The organism is Streptomyces sp. LUP30 (assembly GCF_001746365.1).
Lineage (GTDB): Bacteria > Actinomycetota > Actinomycetes > Streptomycetales > Streptomycetaceae > Streptomyces.
The window spans coordinates 47,121-56,492 of record NZ_MJAJ01000058.1; the positions used below are offsets into that span (position 1 = coordinate 47,121).

At 69.5% G+C, this 9,372-nt stretch carries 15 protein-coding genes, 1 tRNA gene and 1 pseudogene; 2 read left to right on the top strand and 15 right to left on the bottom strand.

Going from position 1 to position 9,372, the window contains the following annotated elements; all coding sequences use genetic code 11:
* Positions 1–50: 50 nt before the first annotated feature.
* The 13 genes from BG482_RS33995 to BG482_RS34055 all read right to left on the bottom strand — a co-directional run bounded on the left by BG482_RS33995 (position 51) and on the right by BG482_RS34055 (position 6,101).
* The gene (locus tag BG482_RS33995) at positions 51–488 is read right to left on the bottom strand and encodes a hypothetical protein (RefSeq protein ID WP_069773058.1); all 438 of its coding nucleotides are present in this window, start codon (positions 486–488) and stop codon (positions 51–53) included.
* Positions 488–733 (bottom strand): hypothetical protein, encoded by a 246-nt coding sequence (locus tag BG482_RS34000; RefSeq protein ID WP_069773059.1) that lies wholly within the window; start codon positions 731–733, stop codon positions 488–490. Before BG482_RS34000 ends, BG482_RS33995 begins: the two co-directional genes overlap by 1 nt.
* On the bottom strand, positions 730–1,158 hold the full coding sequence (locus BG482_RS34005; RefSeq protein WP_069773060.1) for a WhiB family transcriptional regulator: 429 nt from the start codon (positions 1,156–1,158) through the stop codon (positions 730–732). Before BG482_RS34005 ends, BG482_RS34000 begins: the two co-directional genes overlap by 4 nt.
* Entirely contained in the window at positions 1,155–1,643 is a 489-nt protein-coding gene (locus tag BG482_RS43020; protein WP_069773061.1) for a hypothetical protein, read from the bottom strand. The genes BG482_RS34005 and BG482_RS43020 overlap by 4 nt, the downstream gene beginning before the upstream one ends.
* Positions 1,640–1,900, bottom strand: coding sequence for a hypothetical protein (locus BG482_RS43025; protein ID WP_069773062.1), 261 nt, complete (start codon positions 1,898–1,900; stop codon positions 1,640–1,642). Before BG482_RS43025 ends, BG482_RS43020 begins: the two co-directional genes overlap by 4 nt.
* Positions 1,897–2,817: a hypothetical protein gene (locus tag BG482_RS34020; protein ID WP_069773063.1), complete on the bottom strand. Its 921-nt coding sequence runs from the start codon at positions 2,815–2,817 to the stop codon at positions 1,897–1,899. Before BG482_RS34020 ends, BG482_RS43025 begins: the two co-directional genes overlap by 4 nt.
* Positions 2,814–3,701, bottom strand: a complete 888-nt coding sequence (locus BG482_RS34025) for a PD-(D/E)XK nuclease-like domain-containing protein (protein ID WP_069773064.1) — start codon at positions 3,699–3,701, stop codon at positions 2,814–2,816. The genes BG482_RS34020 and BG482_RS34025 overlap by 4 nt, the downstream gene beginning before the upstream one ends.
* Positions 3,698–3,937, bottom strand: a complete 240-nt coding sequence (locus BG482_RS34030; protein ID WP_069773065.1) for a hypothetical protein — start codon at positions 3,935–3,937, stop codon at positions 3,698–3,700. Before BG482_RS34030 ends, BG482_RS34025 begins: the two co-directional genes overlap by 4 nt.
* Positions 3,934–4,407, bottom strand: coding sequence for a hypothetical protein (locus BG482_RS44280; protein WP_069773066.1), 474 nt, complete (start codon positions 4,405–4,407; stop codon positions 3,934–3,936). Before BG482_RS44280 ends, BG482_RS34030 begins: the two co-directional genes overlap by 4 nt.
* Positions 4,407–4,586: a hypothetical protein gene (locus tag BG482_RS44285; RefSeq protein ID WP_069773067.1), complete on the bottom strand. Its 180-nt coding sequence runs from the start codon at positions 4,584–4,586 to the stop codon at positions 4,407–4,409. Before BG482_RS44285 ends, BG482_RS44280 begins: the two co-directional genes overlap by 1 nt.
* A 76-nt stretch (positions 4,587–4,662) precedes the next feature.
* The gene (locus tag BG482_RS34045) at positions 4,663–5,391 is read right to left on the bottom strand and encodes a hypothetical protein (protein WP_141746687.1); all 729 of its coding nucleotides are present in this window, start codon (positions 5,389–5,391) and stop codon (positions 4,663–4,665) included.
* A complete protein-coding gene (locus tag BG482_RS34050) occupies positions 5,388–5,723 on the bottom strand; it encodes a hypothetical protein (RefSeq protein WP_069773069.1) in 336 nt (111 codons plus the stop codon). The genes BG482_RS34045 and BG482_RS34050 overlap by 4 nt, the downstream gene beginning before the upstream one ends.
* Before the next feature lie 93 nt (positions 5,724–5,816).
* The gene (locus tag BG482_RS34055) at positions 5,817–6,101 is read right to left on the bottom strand and encodes a hypothetical protein (protein ID WP_069773070.1); all 285 of its coding nucleotides are present in this window, start codon (positions 6,099–6,101) and stop codon (positions 5,817–5,819) included.
* 535 nt (positions 6,102–6,636) lie between these two features.
* On the opposite strand from BG482_RS34055, the gene BG482_RS34060 reads away from it, so the two are divergent.
* Complete coding sequence (locus tag BG482_RS34060; RefSeq protein ID WP_069773071.1) at positions 6,637–7,041, top strand: hypothetical protein; 405 nt, start codon at positions 6,637–6,639, stop codon at positions 7,039–7,041.
* 400 nt (positions 7,042–7,441) lie between these two features.
* On the opposite strand, the gene BG482_RS34065 is transcribed toward BG482_RS34060, so the two are convergent.
* Together BG482_RS34065 and BG482_RS34070 are read right to left on the bottom strand one after the other, a co-directional pair.
* The gene (locus BG482_RS34065; RefSeq protein WP_069773072.1) at positions 7,442–8,398 is read right to left on the bottom strand and encodes a tyrosine-type recombinase/integrase; all 957 of its coding nucleotides are present in this window, start codon (positions 8,396–8,398) and stop codon (positions 7,442–7,444) included.
* A gap of 350 nt (positions 8,399–8,748) precedes the next feature.
* Positions 8,749–8,821: transfer RNA gene (locus BG482_RS34070), tRNA-Arg, on the bottom strand.
* A 320-nt stretch (positions 8,822–9,141) separates the two neighbouring features.
* Between BG482_RS34070 and BG482_RS34075 the strand changes: the two are divergent.
* Positions 9,142–9,372, top strand: a pseudogene (locus tag BG482_RS34075) (ATP-binding protein); the annotation flags it as partial.

The window sequence follows — 9,372 nt, forward strand, 5'->3', positions numbered from 1 at the left end:
ATCCGGCAAGATCCGCCCGGGGCGGGAGTCGTCGCCCCGGGCGGACCCGGTCAGCGGACGTACTCGTCGCGGCGGCGCTGCTCCTGGCGCGCGCGGTGCGCCTTCAGGTCGTCCTCGGTGGGCTTGGAGTCCGTGATGTCGAGGAGTGCGGCGTCAGGGCGCTGCGGGCCCTCGCCGACCTCGTCGAGGGTTCCGTCGATCTGGCGGCCCCTCCACATGGCTCGCTTGGCGTCCGCGAGGGCGGCGGCGTCCTCGTCGGAGCGGGCGACCTCGCACGAGGTGACACGCACCTTCACCTCGGGGTCCTTGCCCTCGCCTTCGGCGTGGCCGGTGTACGCCTTGGAGGTCAGCTCGACGATGGCGAAGACGGTGCGGCCGGGCTTCTCGAAGAGGCCGCGGCGCTGCTCACGGCTGAGGCTGACCTCGATGGTGGCGGCGGCCGAGTCGAGCTTCACGGTGGGGACGTCGGCGGGGTTCAGCTTGGGCATCAGGTGGTTCCTTTCAGGCGGTAGGCGGCCTGTGCTTCGGCGGCCTGGATGGCGAGGGCGTCCTCGGCGCACGTCTTGTGCGCCGGGGCACGGTGGGAGTCACGGAGCTGAGTCGGGAACCCGCAGTACCGGCACGGCCGGGGACCGGAGTGGTCCCAGTGCGAGGAGTCGGTCCAGTCGAGAAGCTGGCCCGGCCGGTACGCGGGCTCGGCCGGCGGGGCGCGGCGCCGCTTGCGGCCGGTCATCGTGCGGCTTTCGTCGTGCCCGTGCGGCGTAGCCGGTTGTCCGCGCCCGTGTTCGCCTGACGGCAGGGCCCGCAGATCTCCGTCCCCTCCCGCAGATGCTTCTGATAGCCGGGCCGGGTGCCGCAGGTGGCGGGTTGCCGGGGCTTCTTCGGCGCTGCGGTCGCAGCCTTCGGTGCCGAACTGCGCTGCCTCTTTGCCAGCTCTCTGCGCTCGGCAGCGGTGAGTCCGCCGTAGACCCCGAACCGGGCGGACGGGTCCTCGGCCCGGAACGCCTCGGCGAGGCACTGGCTGCGGACGGGACAGCTCGCGCAGACGCGCTTGGCTTGCTCCATGCGGAGCTTGGCCTCAGCGAAAAAGTCGTCGAGCTGCTGGCCTCGGCAGGCTGCTTGGTCCGCCCATACGAGGGCGTTCGGCACCCCGTTCATCGGGCCACTGCCCGGTAGCCGAGGGGGTCTTCGTCGGGGGCCAGGCCGCGGACGACGAGCACCAGCTGCCCGCCCTCCCGCTTCTCCCCCAGCCGCATATCCGGGCCGAGGACTCGGGTGTGGTCGTCGTCGTCGAACAGGCCTGCGTCGACCAGCCCGTCGACGGCGCCCTTGAAGGACGGGTACCAGTTGGCCGGGTCCCGGCGGACACCTGATGTGGCAGGACAGAGCACCCCGAGAACGTGTGCGCGCTGGAACAGAGGGCCCGGCTTGGCGGCGGCGAGGGCCTTCATGAGCGCGGGGCACTCCGTGACGGCCTCGTGCGTGGCGTTGCGGATGGCCTTGACGATGCGGGCGCGGCGCCGGGGGTGCTGGCTCTGGTTCGAGTTGATCAGTTCCAGGCCGGCGGGCAGTTCGATCACGAGGGGCCGGGGCCCGGCCGCCGTGGTGGCGGCCGGAACCTCGGAGTCGAACAGGGTGCTCACTCGACACCGCCGGGCGGGGTGCGGTCGGTGGTGACGGTGCGGCACGTCCAGCAGATGCGGCCGCCAGTGGCGAGGAACGCGTGCAGCCGGTCGACCTCCTCGACGGGGCACCATGCGGTGTCGTTGACGAGGGCCTCGACGGGGCGCAGCATCCCGACGACCGGGTCGGCGGGCTGCGCGGGCGGGAGGGCGGGGGCACGGTGGTGGCCGTGGCCGGGCCGGGCGAACATCCGGCAGAGGGAGGTGAGGGCGCTCATGACGTCGCCCCCGTCCCCGGCTGGCGAGTGGCCGGCCACTGCCCCGCGCCATCGGCGGGCGCGGACGGTGCGTCTGGAGTGGTGGGCTGCTGCTCGTGTTGCTGGCGGATCTCGCCCGCCGTCACGCGCTGCGGCGGGAACTCCTCCTCGACGGTGACCTCGCCGCGCCGGATCGACTCGGAGATGATCGACAGCTGGCCGAGGTCGAGGTTCGTCCACTTCCCCGAGGGGCGGCCGGATCGGTTCTCTTCAAGCTGTTCGACGGTGACGCCGAGGCCCTCGAAGTGGGCGATGCAGTCGGCGGTGCGCTGCGCGAGGGGCTTGTCGCCCTGCCCGTTCTCGACGGTGTTTGTGGCGATCGTCTTGGCCTGCTCCCGGAACCAGTCGGGCAGCACGCTGAAAATCATTTCGCGGAGGCGGCGCGCGCCGTTGTTCGAGTTGTTCTCGTAGACGTCGCGCGGGTCCTCCAGGCGGGTGCCTCCCGAGTCCTTCGTCCACCGGGTGTGCGGCACGATGAACGTCGTGGACGCGCGCTCGTTGGTCTCCAGGTCCCACGCCCATGCCTGCATTTCCGACTCGCCGTTGGCGTCGTCGCGGCGCAGCTCGTGGACGCCGTAGTGGATGTTCGTCCAGCAGCGGGCCAGTTCCTTGGCGAACTGGATGGTCTCGCCGGACACCTGTGAGGTGCCGCGGCGGAAGCGGAAGAACGAGCGGACGGCGAGGCTGTGCTGCTGGAAGCCGGTGCGCATCTTCGCGATGGCCTGCGCCTCGTTGCGGGGGAACTGGCGGGCCACGATGACCGCGGCCTGCACCTCGGCCACCGCGCGGGACTGCTCAACGGCGGTGCCCTGCCCGACGAACGCGGGGGCCGGGGCCGCAGGGACAGCGAACTGATCGGCGGGAGCGGGGTAGTTCACAGGTACTCCAGGGTGTCTCGGGTCTCGGCCCAGCCGGGCAGGGCGACGGGCACGACGTCGTCGCTGTAGCCGGGCCAGTAGCCGGTGGCGGTGCAGCGGGCGAAGGTCTCGAGGGCGCGCCGGTTGCGGGCGGCGCCGATCCGCCGGGCCGTCGCGTTCACCTCGATCACGGTGATCACGTACGGGGCGGTCTTCTCCTGGCAGACGAAGACGAACGCAGCGTCGGGCCCAGCGATGTCGAGGGCGTGGCAGGCGGACCGGTAGGTGTCGTCCTGCTGGTGGTAGCCGAACTCTTCGATCGCCTTCCGCAGCTTCTCGGGGTGCGCCGAGCGGCACGTCTTGTAGTCCGGGATGATCAGACGCCCTGAGCGCGGGTTGGGCAGCCAGTCGAGTCGGGCCCGGCGCATCACTCCGGTGGGGGCGTCGCGCCAGAACAGCGACCGCTCGGGGGTGCCGTGCTCGGGGTCGAACAGCAGCGAGGCGACGGGGTGCCGGCGCAGGGCGTCGGCCATGTCGTGCACCAGCTGGTAGTCGGCGGGCTTCAGCGGGACCTCGCCCGCCTCGCGGGCCTTGAGCACCGCAGCCTTGGCCACGTTGGTGTTCCAGGTCTCGTGCTCGATCTTGCGCAGCGTCGGGCCGTTGCCGAGCACCAACTTGTGTGCGGCGTTCCCGATGTCCCACACCTTCTTCGCGGGCTGGGTGTGGTCCTGCTCGTAGCGGAAGTGCGCAGGGCTGGACTCGATGATCGTGCGGGCGCCGCTGGAGGAGAGGGCGTACCGGTGGGAGTGGTACGTCTCGTTGTCCATGTCGTAGATGCCGGGCTCGGTGATGGGAGCCGGGCCGGCGGCCGGGGCCTGAGCCCCGGCCGGCGCGACGGTCGTCATGAGCGGATGTCCTCCTCCGGTGTCGCGGCGGCGGCCGCCCACGCCTTCCACTCGGCGCGCTGGACTCCGTAGCGGGAGGGCTGGACGGCGGTGGCGGCGGTCTGCGCGAGGGTGGCGTGCACCTGTGCGGCGGCCAGCACCTCGGCGGTGCCGTCCTCGATCACGAGGGCACCATGCGAGTTCTTGCAGCCCTTGAGGAGGCGCTCGGCCTCGCGGTAGTGCTCGGGGCCGGTCATGAGCGGCCGTCCTTCCCGGTGGTCGTGGCGGTGTAGAAGCAGCGCGGGGTGCCGTCGCCGTGGCGGTCGAGGTGGCCGAGCCGGTGCAGGTTGGCCAGCAGACGGCGAGCCGTCGCCCGGTACACGTGGGTGCCGGTGAGGCTGCGGCAGGCGGCTCGGGCGCGGCCGGTGGTCCACTCGCCGCCCTCTGCGCGGGCCAGGGCCAGCAGCTCCCGCCGCAGGCTCCGTCCGTGGAAGGGGTGCGCCGAGGGCTCCTCGGGGGCGAGTTCGTACGCGCGCTGCCCGGCCGCGACGATCGGGATCAGGTAGCCGCGGCGGGCGAGGTCTCGCAGGTCGCGCCGTGCCATGCCCCGGCCGATGCCCTTCCACTCACCCGCCGCGTAGATACGGAGGGCGTCGCTGGTCCTGACGGCGGTACCGAGGGGCGTCAACGCGCCGAGCAGGTAGGCGCGTCGGGCGTAGGTCTCCATCAGGACGCCCTCCGGTCCTGCTGCGTGGGCAGCGGGTTCGCGGCCAGGTGGCGGCGCGTCGCGGCGTGCGACGGGTGCTTGATCACCCGCGCGCCCCACGGACGGCCCGTGTCCTCGTACGCGACCTGGTCCGCGACGTCCATGTCGTCGGCCTCGAAGTCGTCGGGCTGATCGGTCATCGCTCCAGTCCCTTCACGACGACACAGCAGCCGAGGAACCACAGGGCCATGAAGGCGGCGACGAACAGGATGGTGATCACTCGTCGGCCTCCTCGTCGTACGAGGCGGCGACATCCAGCGGCGTCACCACGTAGCCGGTGCCACGGATGAGCCCGCCGGTCTCGGCCGGGGTGATGTGCAGCTCGTACTCGGCGTCAGGGCCGATGTCGTCGGCAGACCAGCTCATGTGCAGGATCGAGCCCTCGGGCTCCTCCTGCTTGACCTTCGCCTCGCAGTGCGCCTGCGCGGCCTCGCGGCTGGTGTAGAGGCCCATCACAATCGAGTCGTGCGACGCCCGGAACACCGTGCCCTGCGCGGCCTCCAGTCCGGTGATCCGGTCCCGCTGCCTCCGCAGCGCCTTGGCGGCATCGTCAACCCATTCGTTCGTCTGGTGCCGCTCATCCCGCAGCGCAGCTACCTCAGCCCGCGCTTCACGCCGCCCACGCTGCGCCGACTTCAGCGCCAGCCGCAGCCGTGCTGTGTCCTGCTCTTCCTCCCAGAGGGACAGGCTCACGCCGGTCAGCTCGTCGAGCGCCTGGTCCAGCGGCGAGCGGGCCGCCCTCACCGGCATCGGCAGGGCGTCCGCCGATCCGACAATCCCGTGCTCCGCCAGCTCGGCCAGCGTGGCCGTCAGGTACTCGGGGCAGGAGCACGATCCCGTCACCGCGTACAGGCCGCGGCCGGCCGCCGTCACCGCGCGCCGCTGCCAGACGGTGCCGTCCTTCGTGTTCACGACCAGCGGGTCGTGTGTCATCGGGGCGCTCATGCCGCCACCGCCACACCGGCCAGCGCCGACACCGGGCACGACACGTGCACGTCCACCAGGACGTCACGCCACCGCGACTCCAGGTGGAACGCTCGCCGCTCCTCGTCGCGGAAGGAGTGCGTGTGCTCGCACACCGTGCCGCCGAGCGCCTCGTGCCACGCGGCCACGACTTCGCGGGCGTCCACGTCCATCATGAGGTCGCCCTGCAAAACGCCGGCGTACATGCCGTCGCGGGGGACACGCCAGTTCAGCAGGGTCAGTCCGGGGTGGTCCGTGAGCAGCTGCGTCAGCGCGATCGCTGCGGTGAGTTGGGTCTGGGATGATGTGGCCACTGGGGCCTCTCTTTCTCGCGATTGGTGGGGGCGCCGGTCGTTGGGTCGCCGAGCCGGGAAAGCGGGCGGCCCTTCGGCGCGTTCAGGGGTGGATCAGGCGGCGGCGGGCTTGGCCGCGGTCTTCTTCGCGCGGCGCGCCCTCGCCGAGGCGAGCGCCATCTCCGCGTAGTGCGCCTTCCGCAGGTGCTCGGTGACGCGGGCGATCTGCTCGTCCGTGGCCGTCGGGTGCAGTTCGCGGGCCTGCTTCTCAAACCGGCCGGCGGCCGCGGCTCGCGCCTTCGCGGTCCGGCTCTTCGGGTCGAGCGTGTTCGCCCAGCTCTTGTGCACGGCGAGGCGAGCCCGGAGCGAGCGCTCCTGCGGGTTCAGTTCCGTCGGCACGAGGTGCCTCCTTGTGTGTCAGCGGGTCTCTGTCCATGTCCATGGACATGGACACAGGGTGAAAAAGAGCGCGTGGGGGGAGGCGGTATGCCTGCGCTACTCGCTGCGCCTCGTCTCCGCTGACGGTTGGCCGAGTCTCGTGGACGAGGGCGTCCACCTTGCTCTTGCTCAATCCCACAGCTTCGGCGAGTTCGCGGATGCTTCCCGGCTCTCCCGCGTCGGGGCTGTCGAGCAGCCGTCTCAGCAGGTCACCGGAGTGCAGTCGGTAGCGGTAGTCCACGGTTCTCCGTTCGTGTCCACGTTTCTGGACACGGGAAGCATCGCACTTAGTACAGAGCTTGTCCAGCTTTCTGGACAAGCGGTGTCCACAGATCCGGGCAACGACTCGGCCAAAGATGGGCACCCGGTGGTGTCGGCTGTCCATGACCGTGGACAATGGGTGTCCACGCGCTGAGGGTTGCCTAACACCACTCAGGCTGGGACGTTTCGCTGAGACCGCAGCGACAACGTGGACAGCTGGTAAGGGAGAGACCGGATGTCGGATCATGGGGAAGCGCTCACGCGCCTGGTGCAGGAGCACGTAGGCCGGGGACGCCGCCTGACGTTCCGAGCTTTCGAAGAGCAGGCCGTCGACCCTGTCACTGGCCGCCGCATCAGCAAGTCCACCGCCGAGAACGTCGCCCGAGGGCACCAGATCAAGGTGACCCCCGAAGTCCTGCGCGCCATCGCCGCCGGCATCGGCGTGGATCTCAGCCTCGTACGGGCAGCGGCCATCCAGCAGTACATCGGAATCGAGATCAGCGATCCGTTCGGCACAGCCCCGGATGACGACGATGACGCCGTGGTGCGCGTGGCCCACGAAGTCGGCGCAACCGCCGCTGAGTTGGAGATGGCAAGGCGAGTTCTGGACAACCCCGAGGGTGAACATAACTCCCCGTAACCTTGCCTGGCCTGCACCTTTTCATGCAACAGACGGTTTAACTTCAGCCACACGGGTGACTGTCTGATTGCACACGTGGCGCGTAGAGTGATCGAACCTCGTGCAGGTCGAACGTACGTGCGAACGGTGCTGCGTGCCCTCGCGCGTCCGTGGATAGGGGGTCGAGTGGAGGCACCGCAGGTAACCGTCTACGCAGCGGATCTCGGAGGAAGAGCACCAGCCGCACTACGCGACAGTCGAAACGAATACCGGCTGGCCATCGACTTCAGCCGCCCACCCGAAGAGATCACAGCGAGCCTGACCCTGCTCTTCCAGGAGAGCATCGACACGCGCCGCTGGACGCGTCGGCAGGAGTCAGACGACGAGGGGGAGGCGGGACACTAGCCCGCCTCCCCGTGCATCACTTAAGGCGATCTCCCGGGCTCAGGTCCCGGTGTTGCTGCCGCGCCCGTTCCTCGCCTGCGGACGCGCCGTACCGCGACAGCATCTGCCGGGACCGCCATCCCATGATCCGCATCAGCGCGTCCTCGTTCCCCCCGCCCACCTTCCACAGGTGAGCGAACGTGTGCCGGAACTGGTGCGGGTGGATGTGCGGGATGCCGGCCTCCTTGCACCGGTTCTCGATCATCGTCCCCACACCCCAGACGGTCATGGCCTCCCGCCGCTTCACGCTGAACCACAGAGGATCCGTAGGCGTCAGCTCACGCCCCAGGTACTTGCCAGCCGCCCGCAGATACCGGTCCATTGCCACCGCCGTAGCCCGGCCGAACGGCAGCGGCCGCTCCCGCCCCCCCTTGCCCTGCACGTGCAACACCATCAGGTCCAGATCGAGCGCGGCCTGAAGCCGTTCGGTCACCTCGGCCAACCGGCCGCCCGTGTCGAGGAACATCATCAGGATCGCCGTGTCCCGGCGCTGCTTGTACGCCGTCCCCTTGCACACCCCCAGCAGCTTCTTCAGCGCGTCGTCAGAGATGACGGGCACCTCCACCTCGGGCAGCTCGGGCGCCTTCATGGTCCGCATGGGGGACCGGTCCATCTCCTCCTCGTCCACCAACCAGTTGAAGAACGTCTTCAGGCTGCGGAAGTGCTGGTGAGAATTGCCGGCCGAGGTGCGCTCCCGAAGCCGGGTGATGTGCACCTCGATGTGCTCGCGGTGAATCCCGTCCCGGCCCTCCAGGGCGGTCGGCGCCGGGCGCGCCTCTGCGTCCTCCGGTTCATAGGACAACAGGAATTCGCGGAGGTCTTTCGTGGCGCGTGCGTAGATCCGCTGTGTGTTATCGGACAGGTTCCGGGCGCGAAGGGAGCGGGCCCAGGACGCGGCCAGGGGACCGATGTCGTACGGCGTGCGTTCGCTCATGCCTCACCGTAGAAGACGGCAAGGCGCTTGGTCTATATGCACTGTACGAAGTGGACACGAAGTAGCCTCACCCGCGTTTCCGCTGGTGAGGCTAGGTTTGCGCCCCCGGCAGGACTCGAACCTGCGGCCAAGCGCTTAGAAGGTCGCGTGCGTAGATCCGCTGTGTGTTATCGGACAGGTTCCGGGCGCGAAGGGAGCGGGCCCAGGACGCGGCCAGGGGACCGATGTCGTACGGCGTGCGTTCGCTCATGCCTCACCGTAGAAGACGGCAAGGCGCTTGGTCTATATGCACTGTACGAAGTGGACACGAAGTAGCCTCACCCGCGTTTCCGCTGGTGAGGCTAGGTTTGCGCCCCCGGCAGGACTCGAACCTGCGGCCAAGCGCTTAGAAGGCGCCTGCTCTATCCACTGAGCTACGGGGGCCGATGTGGTGGCCTCGTACGTGCTGCCCGGGTGTGGGCTGATCCGTCACGCTGCCGGGGACAAGGATAGGGCTCCCGGTTCCTTGTCCTGGTTGCTTCGCCTCCGTGGCTCAATGTGGAGGTTCGGTGAAGCGGTCCTGATAATCGCAGGCAGGTGCGAATCGTGCATCGCTTTTGGCGTCCGGGAACGCGGGTGTTGTGCACTCGTTATGCCTGGGCTGTGCCTCTGTCCCAGTCATACCTTCCGTCCGTTGTGTCCAATCGGCGCGCAGACATGCCTATATGCTTCATAAATCCCCTAAAATTGGGCATTCTTCGCGTGTGGTGACCTTGGACGTACGGCCTCAGCTGCTCGACGCACTCTCCGCCCTGCGCGACCGTGTCGCCGCCGCACGCTTCCCGCTGCCCCTGGCGGGCGCTCCACGCGCGCGTGCCAACCGCGACGAACTCCTCGCCCAGCTAGACGACTATCTGGTGCCCCGACTCAGGCAACCGGAGGCCCCGCTGCTCGCGGTGGTGGGCGGGTCCACCGGCGCCGGCAAGTCCACCCTC

Bases quoted from the DNA above. Each gene is read 5' to 3' on its own strand.
- BG482_RS34065 (WP_069773072.1), bottom strand. From the start codon at position 8,398: ATGAGCGAACGCACGCCGTACGACATCGGTCCCCTGGCCGCGTCCTGG.
- BG482_RS44280 (WP_069773066.1), bottom strand. From the start codon at position 4,407: ATGGAGACCTACGCCCGACGCGCCTACCTGCTCGGCGCGTTGACGCCC.
- BG482_RS34005 (WP_069773060.1), bottom strand. From the start codon at position 1,158: ATGAACGGGGTGCCGAACGCCCTCGTATGGGCGGACCAAGCAGCCTGC.
- BG482_RS44285 (WP_069773067.1), bottom strand. From the start codon at position 4,586: ATGACCGATCAGCCCGACGACTTCGAGGCCGACGACATGGACGTCGCG.
- BG482_RS34060 (WP_069773071.1), top strand. From the start codon at position 6,637: ATGTCGGATCATGGGGAAGCGCTCACGCGCCTGGTGCAGGAGCACGTA.
- BG482_RS34025 (WP_069773064.1), bottom strand. From the start codon at position 3,701: ATGACGACCGTCGCGCCGGCCGGGGCTCAGGCCCCGGCCGCCGGCCCG.
- BG482_RS34000 (WP_069773059.1), bottom strand. From the start codon at position 733: ATGACCGGCCGCAAGCGGCGCCGCGCCCCGCCGGCCGAGCCCGCGTAC.
- BG482_RS43025 (WP_069773062.1), bottom strand. From the start codon at position 1,900: ATGAGCGCCCTCACCTCCCTCTGCCGGATGTTCGCCCGGCCCGGCCAC.
- BG482_RS33995 (WP_069773058.1), bottom strand. From the start codon at position 488: ATGCCCAAGCTGAACCCCGCCGACGTCCCCACCGTGAAGCTCGACTCG.
- BG482_RS34045 (WP_141746687.1), bottom strand. From the start codon at position 5,391: ATGAGCGCCCCGATGACACACGACCCGCTGGTCGTGAACACGAAGGAC.
- BG482_RS34030 (WP_069773065.1), bottom strand. From the start codon at position 3,937: ATGACCGGCCCCGAGCACTACCGCGAGGCCGAGCGCCTCCTCAAGGGC.